This is a genomic window from Streptomyces katrae, from assembly GCF_000717655.1.
Taxonomy (GTDB): Bacteria; Actinomycetota; Actinomycetes; order Streptomycetales; family Streptomycetaceae; genus Streptomyces; species Streptomyces katrae_B.
In genome coordinates, this window is sequence record NZ_JNZY01000038.1 from 41447 (window position 1) to 60478 (window position 19032).

At 69.5% G+C, this 19032-nt stretch carries 11 protein-coding genes and 1 pseudogene; 9 read left to right on the forward strand and 3 right to left on the reverse strand.

The window, feature by feature from the left end:
* Window positions 1-15 precede the first annotated feature (15 nt).
* Window positions 16-3255, forward strand: a complete 3240-nt coding sequence (locus IF09_RS0132100; protein WP_030301785.1) for a LysM peptidoglycan-binding domain-containing protein — start codon at window positions 16-18, stop codon at window positions 3253-3255.
* Between the two features lie 260 nt (window positions 3256-3515).
* Here the strand turns inward: IF09_RS0132100 and IF09_RS0132105 are convergent, their stop codons facing one another.
* Entirely contained in the window at window positions 3516-4733 is a 1218-nt protein-coding gene (locus tag IF09_RS0132105; protein WP_030301787.1) for a hypothetical protein, read from the reverse strand.
* A gap of 350 nt (window positions 4734-5083) precedes the next feature.
* Window positions 5084-5344: a hypothetical protein gene (locus IF09_RS0132110; protein ID WP_158710105.1), complete on the reverse strand. Its 261-nt coding sequence runs from the start codon at window positions 5342-5344 to the stop codon at window positions 5084-5086.
* 110 nt (window positions 5345-5454) lie between these two features.
* Between IF09_RS0132110 and IF09_RS48095 the strand changes: the two are divergent.
* The 3 genes and pseudogenes from IF09_RS48095 to IF09_RS47510 all read left to right on the forward strand — a co-directional run.
* A pseudogene (locus IF09_RS48095) lies at window positions 5455-5559 on the forward strand (Tn3 family transposase); the annotation flags it as partial.
* A gap of 1245 nt (window positions 5560-6804) precedes the next feature.
* On the forward strand, window positions 6805-7806 hold the full coding sequence (locus IF09_RS0132125) for an ArsR/SmtB family transcription factor (protein ID WP_030301796.1): 1002 nt from the start codon (window positions 6805-6807) through the stop codon (window positions 7804-7806).
* Between the two features lie 410 nt (window positions 7807-8216).
* Complete coding sequence (locus tag IF09_RS47510) at window positions 8217-8456, forward strand: hypothetical protein (protein WP_234321222.1); 240 nt, start codon at window positions 8217-8219, stop codon at window positions 8454-8456.
* A 2031-nt stretch (window positions 8457-10487) separates the two neighbouring features.
* On the opposite strand, the gene IF09_RS46540 is transcribed toward IF09_RS47510, so the two are convergent.
* Window positions 10488-11108, reverse strand: a complete 621-nt coding sequence (locus IF09_RS46540; protein WP_199920515.1) for a hypothetical protein — start codon at window positions 11106-11108, stop codon at window positions 10488-10490.
* Window positions 11109-12574: 1466 nt separating this feature from the next.
* Between IF09_RS46540 and IF09_RS45975 the strand changes: the two genes are divergently transcribed.
* The 5 genes from IF09_RS45975 to IF09_RS0132170 all read left to right on the forward strand — a co-directional run bounded on the left by IF09_RS45975 (window position 12575) and on the right by IF09_RS0132170 (window position 18410).
* Window positions 12575-12742 carry a hypothetical protein gene (locus tag IF09_RS45975; RefSeq protein ID WP_158710107.1) on the forward strand — a complete coding sequence of 56 codons (168 nt, stop codon included), beginning with the start codon at window positions 12575-12577 and terminating at the stop codon, window positions 12740-12742.
* A gap of 399 nt (window positions 12743-13141) precedes the next feature.
* A complete protein-coding gene (locus tag IF09_RS45980; RefSeq protein ID WP_158710108.1) occupies window positions 13142-13522 on the forward strand; it encodes an effector-associated constant component EACC1 in 381 nt (126 codons plus the stop codon).
* Window positions 13519-14499: a caspase, EACC1-associated type gene (locus IF09_RS0132160; protein WP_051833240.1), complete on the forward strand. Its 981-nt coding sequence runs from the start codon at window positions 13519-13521 to the stop codon at window positions 14497-14499. Before IF09_RS45980 ends, IF09_RS0132160 begins: the two co-directional genes overlap by 4 nt.
* Entirely contained in the window at window positions 14492-17362 is a 2871-nt protein-coding gene (locus IF09_RS42125; RefSeq protein ID WP_158710109.1) for a tetratricopeptide repeat protein, read from the forward strand. Before IF09_RS0132160 ends, IF09_RS42125 begins: the two co-directional genes overlap by 8 nt.
* A 259-nt stretch (window positions 17363-17621) precedes the next feature.
* Window positions 17622-18410: a trypsin-like peptidase domain-containing protein gene (locus IF09_RS0132170; RefSeq protein ID WP_030301814.1), complete on the forward strand. Its 789-nt coding sequence runs from the start codon at window positions 17622-17624 to the stop codon at window positions 18408-18410.
* Window positions 18411-19032 lie beyond the last annotated feature (622 nt).

Sequence of the window (19032 nt, forward strand, 5' to 3'; positions counted from 1 at the left end):
GAGAAGGACCGGCCGATGCCGAAGCCCACCCCCGCCCCCACCCCGCCGCGGCGGCGCGCCGGCGCTCAGACCGCGGCCGCAATGCTGCGCGGCCTGCTGGCCCTGACCGTGCTGGCTGCGCTGCTGGCCGGTCTGCCGGCCCTGCTGTGGTGGGCCACCGCCCTCGTCGGGCCACCCGGACTCGCCGCCCTGACCAGCCTGCTGTCCACCGAGGACTCCGGCCAGGTCTTCCTCCTCGTCCTCGCCGCCGCCGCCTGGGCGGGATGGGCATGCTTCGCGTGCGCGGTCCTGCTCGAGATCCCCGCCCAGCTCCGCGGCCGCACCGCACCCCAGATCCGCGGACTGCTGGGACAGCGAGCCGCCGCCGCACTCGTCGGCGCCGTCATGCTCGCCCTGCCCGCCGGCACCGCCCTCGCCGCCCCCGCCACCGCAGCACCCGCCCCTACCCCGCACATCAGCGCGAGCGCGGCCCCCGTTCCGGGCACGCAAACCAGCGCAGCAGGCGGAGCAGAAACCTCCGAACCAGCGGCCAGCACGGCCGACACCCACACCGTCCGCGACATCCGCCCCGCTGAAAGCCTGTGGTCCATCGCCGCCGAACGCCTCGGCGACGGCGAGCGGTGGGGCGACATCGCCGCCCTCAACGAAGGCCACACCATGGGCGACGGCACCGTCTTCCACGCGGATCGGCCCATCCAGCCCGGATGGAGCCTGCGCCTCCCCGCCGACGCCCGCCCGGCTGCAACGGGCGGCACAAACCCGCAGCAGACCGGGGCGGCTCCTGCGACATACACCGTCCGGAGGGGCGACAGCCTGTCCGGCATCGCCGCGACCACGCTGGGCAACGCCGACCGATACCAGGAGATCTTCGACCTGAACAAGGGCCAGGCCCTGCCCGACGGCAGCGTGTTCACGGACCCCGACCTGATCCACCCCGGCCAGCGGCTCACCCTCCCCCAGCCCGCCACCGCAACACCCACCCCACCGCAGACCCCGCCTCCCACTCCGGCGCCCGCCGCACCCCCGGCAACGGCAACACCGTCGCCGGCCGCCCCCGCACCATCAGCATCCTCACCCGCGACACCCGAACCCGCACCGTCAACTACGGCTCCCTCAGCCGGCGGCCCGCAGCAGACCACCCCCACGCCGGTCACCCCCTCCCCCAGTGACACCACCACCCCAAACACCCACAGCCCCGCGACCATCAACTGGGCGCTGATCGCAGGGATCGGCACCCTGCTGGCCGCCTCCCTCGCCGGCGCGCTCGGCGTACGGCGGATCATGCAGCAGCGCCAGCGCCGCGCCGGCCAGACCATCGCCCAAGACCCGGACCCCACCAGCCTCGAGCAGATCCTCGGGGCTACCTCCGAGCCTGCCGGGATCGAGCTCCTCGACCGCGTCCTGCGCACCCTCGCCCACCACACCGCCCAGGCAGAGCGCGAACTGCCCGCCCTGCGCGGTGCCCGACTCGATGCCGCCGACATCACCCTGCTGCTCGACGAACCCGCCGAGCCCATCACCCCCTTCACCGCCGGCGGCGACCCTCGAGCCTGGACCCTGGACGCCCAGGCGGTGCTGCTGCCCGCCGACCAGGTCAAGGACGTCCAGGCCCCGTACCCGGGGCTCGTCACGCTCGGTGCCACCCAGACCGGTCTGCTCCTGGCCGATCTCATGACCTGCAACGTGCTGCTCCTGGACGGCGAGGCTGACGAGGTCCTCGAAGTCGCCCGCGCCCTCGCACTCGAGCTCGGCACCTGCGCCTGGACCGACTACAGCGAAATCCTCACCACCGGGCTCGGCGCCCGCCTGGCCGGACTCCTCCCCCAGGGCCGGATCCGCACCATGCCCCATCTACCCGCCGTCGCCGCCGACCTCGGCGAACTCCTCCTCGCAGCCCACCAGAGCGGGGAACAGGTCCTGCCCTGGCTGCTCATCGGCGCCGGCGACAGCGACCAGGAACACGTCACCCAGCTCGCTGACGCCCTCGCCGCTGCCCGCACTCTGCACACCGCCGTCGTCCTGCCCGCCACCGACACCACCCGCCGGGCGTTCCCCCACGCCGAAATCCTCGACACCACGCGCGATCAAGACGTCGGCCTCGCGCTGCTGGACGAGCCAGTGACCTTGCAGCGGATCACCGACGAGCAGTACCTGCAGTACATCCACGCCCTCCAGGTATCCGTCCAGGAACCCGCGACCGCGACCGGGGCGTGGGAATTCGCCGAGGACCACGACCAGCCAGCTGCCACCAGCGCGCCCTTGACCGTGCGGGTGACCAGCGAGGGCGCTCACGACCCGGGCAACCCCTTCCCCGCCCTCCTTGCGGCCACCGCCCCAAGCGGCCCCGCGGCCGCTGAAACCGAAGCCGCCCACGCCGCCGAAGCTGCCGACACCAAGGGCCAACCCTCCGCCGGTACGCCGGGCGAACATGCTCGCCCGGGCCAGCCCAGCAAACTCATCCCTGCGGCCCGGACCACAGCCGAACGAGGCGACGAGGACACGGTCGTCTGTATCGAGATGCTGGGCCCCCTGCGCATCACCGGCGGCCTCGGATCCGCCCACAGCCCCCGCACCAACGCCATCGCGGCTTTGATCCACCTGCGCCCGGGGCGTAGCGCCGAGTACCTGTGTCAGGCCATGGACCCCCTCCACCCGTGGTCCACCCGCACGCTGCACTCACGGCTGTCCGAGCTCCGCAATCAGATCGGCTTGGCCGACGACGGGTATCCGCTGCTTCCGCGGCCCAAGAGCGGCAGCGGGTATGTCTTCCACCCGGCAGTGACTTCGGACTGGGACCGCTTCCAGCAGCTGGCCTCTCGCGGGCTGGCCGCCGGTCCCGAGGGCGGCATCGCGGATCTGGAAACGGCGATGGGGCTGGTGCGGGGCAAGCCGTTCGACGGCCGGACCCTGCCCTGGGCTGACCCCGTCATTCAGGACATGCTGTCGAGGATCACCGACACCGCCCATACCCTCGCCCGCTGGCACACCGACGGGACCGCCCCCGACCTCGACGCCGCCCGCCGCACCGTCCAGCAAGGCCTCGACATCGAAGAGACCTCGGAAGTCCTCTACCGGGACCTGCTCCACATCGAATGGGCCGCGGACAACCAGGCATCCATCCGCAGGACCATCGCCCGAGTGCAGCAGATGGCCCGCACCTACGACATCACCCTCGACACCCTCACCGAAGACACCATCAACCTCGTCCTGTCCAGCCGGCCCTCCCCCACGACAGCCGAGAACACAGCGTCGTGATACCCAGCACGGCATAGATCGGTGTGGGCCCCGGCAGTTGCAGAGGCCCACACCCAATTTCAGAGCGGGCTCGCGGTCCAGCGTTCAGGTGGCTTTGTTCACTTCACCAGAGCCGATCTCTCGCGTGCAAAGCCGGGGTCACTGGCCAACGTACTGAGCGTCGAGCCGTCACCACAGAATGTGTGCCAGACCCCGGGAACGGGAGGCACCCCGTGGCGACCTCTGCCGTCCGAGTTGAGTCAGGGAGAACTCAGGGCCGGTCACGAGGCCAACCGAGCTCCGGCAGCGGCCCGTACCTCTGGTGTTTCCATGGGGTCGTCGCGGAGTACGGCGATGCGGTGCAGTGTCTGCGGGTGGTGGGGTGCCGAGGCGATGCCCAGCAGCCGTGCCCGTTCCTCGCAGTCCCAGAGCGACTCGGTGTACGCGTCGTCCAAGCCGGAAGGATCGATCACGGCGAGCGCCATCAGGTAGTCAGCGCGCTCGTACGAGTGCGGGGTGTGACGCCAATAGCGCCAAAGGACGGGCACGGCGTCGGCGGCCTCGGGTCCGAAGCGGGCCAGTCTCCTCGCCGTCGTGTCGGGACCGCACCAGGCACGCGCCTTCCACTGATCGGCCAGTTCGGTGACGAGCCCCGGTAGCGCCTCAGGCCCGGGGTGGTCGGACAAGACCTCCGCCCCCAGCTGGGCCAGCCACTCCCGATTGTCCAGGGCCCACTCACGCGCCGCCGGCACGGCGAGGACTCCGAGGCGCTTGACCGCCCGCCAGAGCAGGGGCAGGGGCCGGCGGCCGTCCGGGGTTCCGAGGGAAGGCACGAGCGGGATCAGCCCCTCGGCCGGCTCCCGCCCGGCCAGCGCACCCAGAGCATGGATCTTCATGTTGAATTCCGTGCCGTCGGCGGCCAGCAGGGCGAGCAGCTCCTCGTCGCTCAGCCCGCCAAGGGACGGCCGCGGAGGGAATCGGCGGCCCGGCACCTCGATCCCGAACCGGCTCCACGGCTCGAAAGACCACGGAAGATCCTCCTCCTCGCCGATCCGGGCGCGCGCGACGTCGCCCAGGTCCTCCCACCACTCGGCCGGCCAGCCATCCGCGACCGACTCCAGTACGGAGACCCAGTGCTTGCCTTCCCGAATGTATGCCCGAAGTCCCTCCCGGGCTTCATCCGAACCGGCGAGGGCGAGCAGCTCCAGCACATCGGCGGCCCGCAAGCACTCCTCCTCATCCCCCGCCAGCTGGTCGACGACCGGCGTAGGCGGCAGCTTGAGGTCCCGGATCAGCCGCGCCTGGTAGAGGTAGCGGGTGTCGGTCTGGTAGTCCCACTTCCAGTCCCGGCGAGTCCCGTCGTACACGAACGGCGCGGCGGCCTCAGGGTCATACCGTGCGCGCTGCGCGCCCAGCCCCCGGCCGCGCTGCAGCAGCCCTTCCAGCGTGTCATGGCATGCATAGGACAGGGTGCGGGACGTCTCATCGTGATAGCTCATCACGCCACACCCTGCCTGGCTGGAGGCGCGGTTTCCATGCGTTATCGGCCCGAGCCACCGGACGCAGTCGTCTCAGCGGCTCGGCCGCGACCGGTGACGACCGGCAAGAGCCGCCCAGCGCCAACGAACAAGAGACGGGTGGACGGGACCCTGCCAGCCCCGCAGCCCCCTACTGTCGAAACCCGGGTTATGGCACACATTCCGTGAACGATCTTGCTGGCTATCCGTCAGCATGGCGGTGCGCACCACGTGAGCTGTGCGGATTGGATGTCACGAGAGGGCTGGTGGAGCCCGAGCCAAGATCGTTCACGGAATGTGTGCCAGAACCCCTAACTCGTGAACAGAGCCATTCAGGCGAGCGCCGCCACCCGGTGACGGGCCGCGGCGAGGAGTTCGGCACGAGCCTGCCACTCACCGGCAGGCTGCCGCGTCACCCACTCCTCCCGCACTTCCGCCACCGCCGCGCAGACCGCCAGTACTTCCTCAGCCATCGCTTCGTCCAAGGCATCCAGCTGCGGCCCCGTGACGACCACCGGCCCGTAGAAGCCGTACGGGATCTCCATCCTCCGCCACACAGACGCCAGCACCCACACCGACAGATTCATCGGCAACCGCTCACACTGCCCGTTCCCATGCACATGGAGCTGCGTCCTGCGGTGATAGACCGCCGTATCCGCTGGACCGCCCACGGCGGCGCGCACCACCTGCCGCCGCCCCGCGTCTGGTCGTCAACGCCGTGGTGCTGTGGAACACCCGCTACCTGGACGCCGCCGTGGCCCGTCTCCGCGCCGAGGGCCTCGACTTCAAGGACGAGGACGTCGCCCGCTGGCATTGACCGACGAACGGGGAGCAATGGAGTCCCCGGATAGCTCACCAGCCCTGGCACAGCCGCGCCTCGCTTCCGTCGAGCGGTGAGCACGCTGCCAGTCACCGGGCATGCAGCTGTCCTGTCTCACTGAGGATCGGCCGCTCTCACTGAACTTGGACCACGAAACGCTCGGTCTATGGCCGGTGCGGGGCTTCTGGAGGCAACGGCCGAGGTTCATCTTCGTGGGGAGGCCTGGGGCCGACAGCGCCTCACGTCTGGCCCGGGGCGACATCCAGGTCGCGACGCATCGCTCCGCGAAGGGCTCGGGCGGCGGTCTCGTATGCTGCGCGCGCTGCCCGGTACGTCTCGTTCTCGGAAGTAGCTCCGTTCACGACCTGCTCCCGAAGGTCTCGCAGCGCTGCGTGCACCTGATCAGTGAGCGCCAGCACCTCCGTCGGCGCGCAGAGCTGCAACTGCTGGCGGAGCTCGTAGGCTTCACTCTCGCGCACTGTGTCACGTGCCTGCCGGGTCTGCTGCTCCGGCGGCTCCTGGACGTTATGAGCGATGTCGCGCAGCTGACTCCGGGTCCGTGACAGGGCGACGAGGTACTCGCCATACACCTGGCGTCGAAGCTGCTCGCCGCGGACGTCCTTCTCACGACGTGCTCGGGCACGGTCGACAGCGAGTGTCGATCCGACGCCGAGTAACGCCCCAAGACCAGTGCCTACGAGCGTTCCCCAGTCCACTGTGCTCCCTGACCGTCGAAGCAGCTGAGCGGCCAACCTTCAGTGAGACAGGGCAGCAGCGGTGTAGGTGTCCTTGGACAGTGAAGCCAGTCGCCCTGTCATCCAATCGAGGCGTTTGACACCGAACCTATGCGTCCATGCCCTCGCGTCTCCCCGACCGGCCGGTCGCCTACCGTCTGCTGCCGGCCAGGCGGCCCGGCCTCACTTCACGTGCCGACCGAGGAACCGGTTCCCGTTTTCCACCACGAACCACGGGGTACCGGTGTGCCCGGCCACAGACCGTTGTCCGAGCCGTGGTCAGGCCTGGCGCCGAAGCCGCCGGAGAAGAGGAGGTGTCAGCGATGATCCGAGTCATGCCGGGGCAGACCCGATCCGTCGCACGAGCCGGTTTACGGGCGCGCATACGCCGTCAGCAAGCGGGCGCGGCCTCCGCCTGAATGCCGGTGCGAACGCGGCGGGTTGGGGCATGCTGGGCGGTGCGCTCACGCGCTCTACTTCGGTGGGAGGAGGCCGGTCGGTGTTACGCATTCACTTCACGGCGGAAGACCTCGCCCGGACACGGGTGGCCGCAACGATCGGCGTCGCAGCGGAGGTCTACTACAGTCTGGAGCTGCTGAGGGAGAACCGGGAGCTTCCTCATTTCCGCTCGTGGCGGTCAGCGGTCGCGGGCCGGATGGGAGCCGACACGCGCCCCCTGACGTCCCTGGTTCCGGTGCGCGGTCCCGGGCTTGATCTGCTGGCCCTGATGGGTGATGTGCCCTCTGTAGACCACGCCGTGGACAATCTGCTGCACGCCCCAGTGTCCCGGCTGCGACGCGAGTTCGAGGGGCTCGACTTTCACCCAGGGCACCTGCCATGGGCCAGACAGGTGTCCGAGGGTGACCGCGACGCGCGGCGGGAGCTCGCCGAGGCCGTGCGTGCCTGCCATCGGCTGACCGTGGAGCCCTACTGGCATCAAGGGCGGTCCGAGCTGGTCGCGCTGACCACCCGTTGCGCGAACCTGGTGTTGGAGGGAGGCATCGATCTGCTGCTGCGTTCGGTCTGCGCGCCACTGGTCCGCTGGCGTCCGCCGGTGCTCGAAGCTCCCTACCCGCGCCGAGTTGAGGTGCGTCTCCAGGGAAGGGGGTTGATCATCACGCCCACGGTCTTCGCGAAGCTCCCGGTGAGTTTTCTGTGGGACCCGCTCGATCCCGCCCAGCCACCCCGACTGACCGTGCCTGCTCTCCGTCGGCCGCTGACTGGTACCGGACCGGCGGAGGCAGACGGCTCCGCCGTGCGGAACCTGGAGTTGCTGCTCGGCCGCACGCGAGCTGCCGCTCTGCAGGTGACAGCGGAAGGCTGCACGACGAGCGAACTGGCCCGTCGCCTCAACGTCACTGCCGCAGCGGCTAGTCAGCACGCGACCGTGCTGCGGAACACGGACCTCATCACCACCAGCCGCCGAGGCAGGTCCGTTCTGCACGTCATCACCCCTCTCGGGCTGGCCCTGCTGCGGACCGGTGTTCTGACGGAACCCTGAGGCCCGAGGGCGCCGCGGGGTCAGACCCGTTTGCGCAGTGCCGCCCTGCTCGGGGACCACCGGACACTCGCCCCGAGGGCGCGTGCGGCGCCGCGACTGCCGTCCCGCCCCTTTAAGCCGTGGCTTAACAGGTAGGCCGCAGGTGGCCGACCCGCCCAGGATGTGAAGCCGCAACCGGCTCATCCCATCCTGGAGATCGCATGAAGACTCATCTCGCTGCCGCCGTCGGTTCCGTCGTGCTGACCGCGGGCACCTTGCTGGGTGCTCCCGCCGCCGGCGCGCAGACCGCGAACGCGAGCGCCTATCCTCCCCCCAGTGAGTTCACCATCAATTTCGGTGCCACGTGGACCAGGGGAACCATCACTTGGTACAACCGATCGGTCCGAGTCGTTGGGCAGCACAGGTCCGCAGTGTCGGACAGTCTGGTGACGTGCCGGACCACGTGGGCCTACGCCCTCCAAGGGGACCGTGGCGTGGTCGGCTCGGGCGGCGGCTCCCCGATCGCCTGCGGCGCCATCGAGTCCTACGACTTCGTCGTGCCTGCGGACCAGCCCGGCGGTGCCGCATACGTCAGGGTCTGTCTCGATGACGGGAACCTCAAGGACCTCGAGTGCCTGCGCATCCCCAGGCCCCTTCCGTCTGCGAGCTGAGGCCAGCTGGAAAGCCCGGTCGCAGCTGCTGGAGACCCGCGCCTGGTGGGTGCCGGCGCGGCCGGCGCCTGGGTCAGGTGAGCCTGCGAACCGCAGGTACCTGACCCCTTGGCCAGCAGGTCGGAGCGCTGCCACCGTGCCATCGCCCCGACGTCGCGGAGAACTCCGAAGAGAAACCCGAGACGGAGCCCCGGAGAGAGGTTCGAACGGGGGTTGGAACAGAAGCCGAGAGGGGACCAGGGCCGCGCCGGACGTGCGGGGGCCGCCCGCTGGAGATCGCCGCCGGGCTGGAGGTGCAGGGCATCACCGACCGCACCGCCGCGCGCTTCCGGCACGACGTGTTCTCGCTGGCCGAGGAGCTCTACGCCCGCACCCCGCGGGGACGAGCCGGCCGCGCCCCGTGCCGTCCGCCCGTTCGACGCCCGGACACAGGCGTCCCCGGACGGGTCCCCGCCCTGGTCGACACCCTTGCCGGCATCTGGGCCGACGCCCACCCCGAACTCGTCGATACCCCCGGCGCCGCCACCGAAAAGCTCTCGGTTCCCGCTCTGCGCCGCCAGATCACCGGACACCTCAATCACGAAGGCTTCAACCTGGTCTGCGCCTACGCGGGCGGAACGAACCGGCTCATCCCATCCTGGAGATCGCATGAAGGCTCATCTCGCCGCCGCCCTCGGTTCCGTCGTGCTGACCGCGGGCACCTTGCTGGGCGCTCCCGCCGCCGGCGCGCAGACCGCCGCCTACTCGACCACCCCTTTCGACGTTACATTCGGTGCCAGCTACCTCCGCGGCACCTTGACTTGGTACAACCGGTCGGTCGGGGCCGATGGAACACTCCGGGCCGTCGGCTGCTACAGGGCGTGGTTCGGCACGTACGGTGCCTCTGGCGAGGAGCTCGGCGCCTGGGACACCGGCATTAAGTGTGATGGGACGTATCCGTTCAGGATCGGAATTCCTGCGGATGCGCCCCGCGGGGCCGCGTACGTCAGGGTCTGTATTGACGATGTGACTGCGCATTCAAGCCACTGCGGTCGGTACAACCGGCCCTGACCCATCCGACCGGCCGGAAAGTGGCGTTGCCACACCAGCCCCGGGGTGGAGCAACACGCGACGCCCCGGAAGCTCCTCTCGCCACCCCACGAGGCAGCGATTCCTGCCATCGACGGCCAAGCCCCCTGAGGACAGCACGCAGTTCCCCTTCGCCCGTCGCACACTCGAAAGCGAGCGGACGCAGCAACCTGTCAGGTGATCGATGGCTACCGGTCCGGTCCTGCGCCTATGCGCCGGCCGCTGCCGCATACGTCAGCGCCGAACTGGCGTGGGCCCAGGAGCAATTCCGCTGTCCAGCAATGTGCCCTGGCGAGCATCGTGACGGCCTGCCAGGGCTCGGGTGTGGCCCAGGCTCTCGGAGGCAAGCTGCGATTGCGCTGGGCTCACCAGCACCGCGGACGCCGGCCGGATACGCGGACCGGTATCAGACCGCTCCTGGCCATGCTGGCTCGACACGGGTATCACCTGAGGTCGACTGCGTACGCGCCTCCGTCCAACTTCCAACCGCCTGTGCCCTCGCAGGGGGCTGGTGACTTTGGAGAGTCCGTCATGACCGATGACCGATGGAGGTGGGATCGGTCACCGGTCACCGGTCACCGGTCACCGGTCACCGGTCACCGGTCACCGGTCACCGGTCATCCTGACCATCGGTCATCGGTCAAATCGCAGGTCAAAGGGGTGCGGGTGTTGGACCGGTCACGATGGAGCCAGCCGAGCACGACGACGTGCCGGGGCTCGCCCACGCGGGCCGCTCGCGTCGAATGGGGCTCCAGACCGGCGTGCTGGTGACCTCGCACCGGTGAGGTGATAGTCGGTGACTCACCGATTCTGTAACCGGATTGGTCACCGAATCAGTCACCAGTCGCGCCGTCACGAGGGCCGGTCAGGCCGTGACCGGTCACCGGTCGCGTCACGAGTTCACCAGTTGTCGGTCAGCGGTCACGGAGGCGTCGGTCACCGGTCACGCGGGGGCGGTCAGCTTCAGACCGAGCGGAGGTGAGCACGCCCCTGCTGCCGACGCTGCTCGGTGAGGTGCTTGCCAGCGTCGATCACGCGGCGCTGACCTGTCTTAGGGGATACTCCCAGGCGGCGTGCCACTTCTGCTCCGGAGAGTTTCACGCCGGTCTCCTCGGCCTCGGTGAGCCAAGCGGCGACAGTGAGGATCTGCTGCTGGACCGGATCCAGGACTGGCTCCTCGATCTGCTGCTCCGGCAGCCGGGCAGCGGCCGCACCGGTGTCGGTGACCGTCGCCTCCCATCGCTCGGCCTCCCCAGCAGACGCCAGGACCAGATCGGTCAGCACGTCAGGGGGCATCTGCTTACGTCGTGCGGCCGGCAGCCGGTCACCCGCCGACGCCAATGGCGCCGCCGCTACCTGACCGGACACCGGGGCCTGCACGGCGGGCGCATGAACGTCGCCTCGAGCCGAGAAGGGTTGAAAGAAGGGATGGGGTTCCCCACCGTGACCGGTCACCGCATCGTCACCGGTCACAGCCGTCGGGCTTCCGGGGAACCGGGCCAGTAGCTCCTCTACATCTGTCGCGGGCAGCGGCCCACCGGTCACCGGGTCCACCACCCCGTACGCCTCGGCCAGGTGCACCACGAAAGCGGCAGCATCAGGGGGGCGCGCCGGTGCGCGCCGCGTACGAGCGGCATGCCTCCCAGAGCTCCGCCTCCGTCATACGGGCCGGCTCGGAGGCCACCCGAACAACTGGCTGTGCCGGCGGCACCGCTTCGGGGAATTCAGGACCATAGGGGTGGTCCTGACCGTACTCGTCATGTGCGGGGTCCGGCTGCAGCGGGTGGGCGAGGCTCTCATCCGTATCTGCGGAACCGACCAAGGCGTGCTCCTTCAACACGGCTGGTGCCCCGACCGGAACGCCCTGCGGTGCATGAGAGCGCTCTACCGTCACGTGCCCGGCAGACTCCGGCACCGGGGGCAACAGGATCGGGTCGATGCCCGCCGCCGCCAGGCCCTCCGGGGCCGTCTGGGAAAGGGGGACGCCGATCCGGGCCAGCCGGAGCGGCCTGCAGATCCCGGCAGCCTGGTACGGCCCCGAAAGACTGGCACGGGTCAACGAGGACCGGGCACACCGCGGCCTGCCCCCACTCACACACCACACCCGGCCCACACTGCCACCCACCCCGCCGCGGACAGAGCGCAGCGACAAGGGAAAGCCACGCCAGAAAGGAGGGGACTCTCAGTCCCCTCCCGCAAAACCCCTCGAATCCGACGGACGGGGGGACTCTCAGTCCCGGGGAAGGGGGGACTGTCAATCCCCGCAGGGGGGACTGACAGTCCCCCAACCCTCCCCTATAACCCTCCCCACTCCACAAACCCCGACAGCGCCTGCGGCGCGTAGCGCCGATGACGCCCGCAGGGCCACAACAGGTAGTAGGCCGCCAGGGGCCAGCGGCTGCGCCGCGTCCCGGGGCGCTGGCGCGCCCATCCCGCCAGCCAGGTCGCGAAAGACGACCCGGCTGCGACTGTCGCCGGGACTGGCTGACTCGGTCAGAGCCGTTGAGGCGGGATGGCCGCGAGAGCTGGCAGCCCTGCTCCCGCCCCACCCCCCGGCCGTGCTACGTGAGGCGATCCTGCACGCCCTGGACGCAGGACGGACCCCCCAGCAGCTACTCGAGCGGATCCAACGCCGTTGGTGGACGCACGGCTACGCCCACGCCCTGGCCGAAGGAGAGCTCTCCTCCCCCGTCGGGGCCGCGGTCGGGCTGGTGCGCCCGTCCACGGACTGCCCTGACCCCATGTGCGAGGACGGCACAACCCTCCACCTGGACGACGCATGCCCCAAATGCACAGAACGCCGGGCAGACCACCGCCGGCGCCCAGTGCCCACACAACGGCAGAACGGCCCGCAGCTCCGGTGGTGGGAATGCGACGGCAAGGACTGCTCGGCAGCCGGCAAAGGACCACGACCCGACGACGGGCTATGCCAGCAGTGCCGGAACAGGGCAGAACAGACTGAGATCCAACGCGCGACGGCAGGACTCGTCGCCGAGGCCGAGGCAGCACAGGAAGCCGAACGCCTACGATAGACAATCCGCTGGGAACGCATGCTCGATGAAGCCTATGCCGAGCATGCCGAGCGGTCCCAATCAGCACAAGACCAGACCGAAGCCGAACAACGCGCCGCCACCGAGGCCCAGGAAGTACGCCAACTACGGGAACAACTCATACGGGAGCACCCCGAACTCGCGGCCTACGCCCAACGACGAATATGACCGCCACAACCCCGAACACGCTACCGACCCATGGACTACGTCACGCCCTATGGCTTCTGCCATAACAGCACTTCCGCACCTCGGGCAGATGACAAAGAACATGCAAAGCACCTAAGAACCTGCAGGTCACGAAGAGCGCTCCCTGCCGACGCGGGGGTGATCCCAACCCGCAGGAGGCCACCGTATGAACCGCCGTCCGGGCGATCCTGCCAGCTTCGCGCCACTGGTCAGTGTTCATGGTGCCGCGAGCATCAACTGCCTTGGGGCTGGCGGTGCTCACCATCTGCGGCACCGCCTGAGCACACCGGATCACGGAAACCGCCCCCGGCGCCCGCCGTATCGGGCAGGATTAGAGCCGACCGGGTCGGACCGGGTGAGGGATCGACGGAGGGGCGCGTCGTGCAGGTACGGATTCGGGTGGAGGACGGTGGCGAGGGCGGAGATCTCCTGCGATGGCTGCGGAACGACCCAGTTGCCGGTCATGCCGAGCTCAGCGTGCTGCCTGCCGAACCCGGGCAGGGCGAGATGGGCGTCGCCGACATCGTACAGGCCATCCTGGACGACGTCTCGGGGCTCGGCAGCCTCGCCGTCGCGGTGGCCGCGTGGCGGGACGCCAGACGGCAGGGCCGGGACAGGGCCACCATGCCCACGGTCCGGATCCAGTACAAGGATGCGACGGTCGAGATCACCAACGACGACCCCGCCGAGGTCCGCCGTGTCGTCGACGCTCTTACGGCCTCCGGCGACGGTACCGTCGACGAGGATGCATCGGGCTCGTGACCGCGCCGGACCCGGCCGGTTCCCGGGCGATCCTCATCGGAGTGCACAGTGCGGCCGACGGCCTGGGCATGGGCGCGCTCCCGGCGGTGGAGCAGAACCTGGCGGCCATGCGCCGCCTGCTCACCAACGGTACGGTGTGGGACCTACCGGAAGAGCACTGCTTCTCGATTCCTGAACCCGCCTATCCCCACGAGGTCCTGGACGAGGTTCAGCGCGCCGCCGCCGAAGCGACGGACACGCTGCTCCTCTATTACTCCGGCCACGGACTGCTGGTGGGCGAATCGCAGGACCTGCACTTGGCGCTCAGGGGCGTCCATTGGGAGGACGACTGCCTGAGCTACGCCAAGCTGCGGACCCGGCTGCGACAGTCTGGAAGCCGGGCCCGGCGCACCGTGGTGATCCTCGACTGCTGCTACAGCGGCAAAGCGTTGAACGGCGAGATGGGCGCCGCCGGGGCGGAACACCGGGGCGATCCGGCGGCACAACAGCAGGAGCTGGCTGCGCTGGTGGCGGGCAAGGCCGACATCGAGGGCGTCTGCGTGCTCACGGCCTCCGCCGCCACCCGCAAGGCGCTGTCGCCAGTGGGCGAGCGGTACAGCGCGTTCACCGGTGAACTGATACACATCCTGAGCCACGGAGTGGAGGGTGGTTCGGAGTACCTCGACATGACCGCGATCTATGACGCCGTCACGGCGCGCCTCGCCCTGCGTCCGGGCATGCCGGTCCCACAGTTCGGCACCCGCGGGCACGGCGCCGGAATCGTACTCGCGCCGAACCGCGCGCACCGCCCGCCGGAGCCACCGGACCGGACGGTCAACGGCAGTGCGGAGGTCCGCCCCGCCCATGCCGTTCCCATTCCCGACCGTGGCCTCGCACCTGTGCTCGCCACGTACAAGGGAGTGGAGATCCGCGACCGGCAGGTGCTGCTCCAGTTCCTCACGCAGTTGACGGCCGATGAGAGGGATGCCGATGTCTGACTTCCGCTTTAACGGCACTGTGGGTGCCTCCGGGCACGGCCAGATCAACATCACCGGGGACGTCAACATCCACGGCTCGTTCCTCAACACCGGATCCCTGCGCCGGGTGTCGGACGTGCAGGCCGGGGTCGGACTGTCAAACCTGCCGCCTGAAGTACCGGAATTCATCGGACGGCAACACGAACTGGGCCTGCTGACAGATCTGTTGGAGGAACCGGGGCGGACTGCGGTGGTCACCGGACAGGGGGGTGTCGGAAAGAGCGCTCTGGTGTCCGCGTTCGCACACCTCTGGCTCCGGCGGAGGGAGGCACCCGCCTGGTGGCTGGCGGCCGGGTCTCCCACCGAGATCGACAACGGCCTGGCAGACCTGGTCTACCGACTGCAGCCCGAGCTGGCCGGGTCGCTCCCCATGGAGGAAGCGGCGCGGCGCGCCGTCCGGTGGCTGCTCGAACACGATGAATGGCTGCTGGTGCTGGACGACGTCACCGACCCGGCACACGTCGATCCGCTGCTGGCCGATCTGGCGGGCAGCCGCGGTCGGGCCCTCGTGACCACCCGGCTCTCATACGGCTGGCGCCGGCCCGACACCGAGGTATTTCAGCTGCAGCCCCTCGCCCCGGACGCCGCGGCCGAGCTGCTCGCTAGTCTGTCCCGGGAACCGGGTGCCGCGCGCCCAGCAGAGCCCGCCGAGCTCCGTGAGCTTGCGCTCGAACTCCGCGGACATCCCTTGACGCTCACTCTGGTGGGCGCACACCTTCACGAGACCGGGATCAGCGTCGCCGCGTTCCGTCGGCTGATGTCCGAACATCCTGACACCATCGGTGGCAACGACGCGTGGGCCGGGCATCTGGTGGACGCCATCGGCTTGGCGCTCCGTGCGGTCTCGAATACGCCGGGCGCACTGCGCCTGCTGCGCGTGCTGTCCTGGTACAGCCACGAGCCCGTGCCCGTTGTACTCCTGTCCAGCTCCGACGGGCAGTCCGTCAGAAGGACGGTTCCCCAGGCTCTGAGGGAACTCCGCGCGCACGGCCTTGTCCAACTCGGCGACAACACGGTCTCCGTTCACCGGCATGTCCAGACCCTGGTGCGGACCGCTGACGACCGCGATTCGCTGCGCAGTACGGAGGCCATCGCCGAGGGCCTGACCATCGCCACCGAACTGCTCGACCAGTACGTTCCGCCCGTCCACGAACCCCGGAGTTGGCCGCGATGGCGGGAACTCCTGCCGCACATCACGGCACTCGCCGATCAGTCTGCAGCGTCGTCCGACACGCCGGTGACCGCCCGCCTACTCAACCGCACCGGGCTCTTCCTCTGCGAGCAGGGTGCTCCCGGCGACGCACTGGCGTTCCTAGAACGGTCCCACGCGGCCTACCGGCGCGCCCTGGGCGACGACCATCCTGCAGCACTCGCGGCGCTCGGCAACGTCGCGGGCGCTCTCCAGGCGTGCGACCGGATCGACGAGTCCGTTGCCGCCTTCCATCGGGCACTGGACCGCTCCGAACGTGTCCTCGGCCCCGACGATCCGGCGACCCTGAGGTACCGAGCCGCCCTGGCCGGAGCCCTCCTTGCCCGCGCCGACACCGACGCCGCAGTCGAATTGCTAGAGCACGCCTTGACCGACTACGCCCGGATCTTCGGCAGCGATCATCCCGAGACCCTCACGGTGACCGCCAGCCTGGCCTACGCCCATCGGGTAGCCGACTGCCCGGAACGGGCGATCCCGCTCCTGGAACGGGCCCTGGACGGACGCCGACACATCCTCGGCGACGACCACCCCGTCACTCTGGTCACCCGGCACAACCTGGCCGGTGCCCTGCACGCCGCCGGCGATCTCGCGCGAGCCGTACCGATACTGGAGGACAACCTGAGCGCACGGATGCGCGTCCTGGGCGGTGACCACCCCGAGACCCTGGCATCCCGGAACAGTCTGGCCTACGCGCTGCTCAGCGCCGGCCAGCTAGACCGGGCTGTGCGGATGCTCCAGGACGTGCTCACCGACCGGGAGCGGGTACTGGGCCCCGACTCGCCCGGCACCATCACCTCACGCAGCAACCTAGCCGCCGCCTACTGGGAGAACGGAGATCTGGGGCAGGCTGCCGAACTGTTCGAGCAGACGGTTTCGGACTGTCTGCGACGGCTCGGCACTGACCACCCGGACACCCTCGCGGCCCGGCAAAACCTCGCGGGCGTGTACCGCGCCGCCGGCCGGCACGAGGAAGCACTCGCCCTCTTCGAACTCAACCGGGCCGAAACGGAGCGACTGCTCGGCCCTGAGCACCCCGACACCCTCACCGCCCGCAACAACCTGGCCGCCGCCTACTGGGAGAACGACGATTTTCCGCAGGCCCTGCCGTTGCTGGAACGGGAAGTCGACGACTGCGTGAGGCTGTTGGGTCAGCGGCATCCCGATACCCTGGCCGCCAGAGCCAACCTCTCACTGGCCCTGCTGACCATGGGCGCACACGAGCGCGCACTGCCCCTGTTGGAACGCATTGTGACCGACTACGAGCAGGTGCTCGGCCCCGACCATCCCGCCACGCTCACCGCCGTCAACAACTTGGCCGGCGCCTACGAGGAGGCCGGTCGGCTGCAGAAGGCCCTTGCCTTGTACAAGTCGAACCTGGAGCAGCGGACGCGTGTACTTGGACCACGTCACCCTGATGTACTCGCGTCCCTGAACAACCTGGCTGGGGCCTACAAGGAGAGCGGGCGGCAGGAGGAAGCAGCGGCCCTGTACCGGGTCGCACTCCCCGAGTGCCAGGAGACGTTGGGCGAGAGCCACCCCCTCACGCGCACCATCCGGCGGAACCTGTCGGCCCTGACCGGCTCCACCCAGGAGGACCCCTCCGCCCCTCGCTGAGGCCTGGCCCAGACGCACCGCACGTGCTCCACCACAGCCGACCTGCTCGAAGTCGCAGGCCTGCACCCTGAGGCGGGCTCACGAACCGTCTCAGGGTCAGCCGGTGCGTGGGCCGTAGACGCGCACCACGTGATCCGCCACGGTCAGGCCGGAGTGCCGCCACTCATGCAGATCCCGCACGGCCGCGTCGCCGTGGTGGTTGACTGGATCCGTAGCCCTGCTCCGGTCAACTTCCCAGCCCCGCAAAGGAAGCGATCACATGATACGTCCGTTACGCGCCCTAGGCCTGGCCGTCGTCCTCACGGTCATGTCCCTCACCGCGGCTCCATCCGCAGGCGCTGTCCCCGCTCAGGTCCCCGCCGCGGGCACGCAGTCGCTCACGCCCATCGGGGGCGGCACGGGGATTATCTTCCGGCTGAAGCCGACGCCCGAGGCCCCCACGAGCTGGTACGTCTGCACCCTCACCGCGGTCGGCCGCGACGCGGCGGGCAACCTGGTGGGCCTGACCAACGCTCACTGCCTCATCGACGCGCAGGGCAACAAGCTGGTCGGCGAGCAGGTCTACCGGGACACCTCGCCAGCGGGGACGGCCCTCGCCCCGGCCGACGTCAACGCCAGCCGCCCCGACCTGGAGACCGGGGCCATCGGCACGGTGACGTACGTCAGTACGCCCAACAACCTGCTCAGCACCGGGCCCAAGGGCCTGGACTACGCGGTGATCAAGCTGGACGAGAGCCGGGTCACCCCCACCGACACCGTGGGCTCGGTGACCATCACGTCGATCGGGGCGCCGCCCGCCAACGGGACCCGGATGTGCAAGCAGGGCCACCGGACCGGCCTCACCTGCGGCATCAAGCTGGGCACCAGCGGAATCTGGTTCACCCACCTCATCTTCACCAACTCCGGCGACTCTGGTTCCCCCGTCGTGGACGGCCAGACGCTGGTCGGCAACGCGTTTGGCGCCCAGCACAGTTCGCCGATCCTGAGCATCATCGACGAGATGAACACCACCGGCGGAGTCGGCGCCGGCTTCCACCTCGCGACCTGAACCACTCCGGAGTCCACCGGCCGGCCCGTGACTTCTTGCCGGGGCCGGCCGCTGCACTCCACGCTCCCTACCCGAAACAGTGGAAGCCGCCTGACAGTGCGAATGTGAGTGGCGGTTGCGCCCGAGGCGTCTGACTCGCCGCCTGACTGACGTCTTCGACTGTCCTGTCTGGATTGCTGCGCAGTGTGCCCCTTCTCAACCCCGTCGGTGATGTCCGGCCTCGACCGGAACCAGACCGCAACGGCGGCGAACCCCTCCTCCATCCGGCCGCCGGTGTCCAACGCCACCGCTCCGGGCGGGGAGAAGTCCACGGCGAGAACGGCCAAATGCCCGTCCGCCCGCCCTGCCGAGATGGGGCCTGGTGGTCCTCGTAGACCTGCCAGGGCAGCGGCTTGGTGCTTTCGGAAATCCTCAGAGGGTGTTCTGCGAAGGAGTGAACGGTTCGCCCGGCTGCGTCTACTGAGGATTTCGCGTTGTCGTCGGGTAGTGACGGTTCATGATCCCTGCGGTATGCCGGTGAGGCGAGGTATCCAGAGGGTGGGGGCCTGACGGCTGAGCGTCGGGCGTTTCGTGAGGGGATCCGGTTTCAGGCCGGGATGCGGTTCGCGGCGGGTGAGAAGAC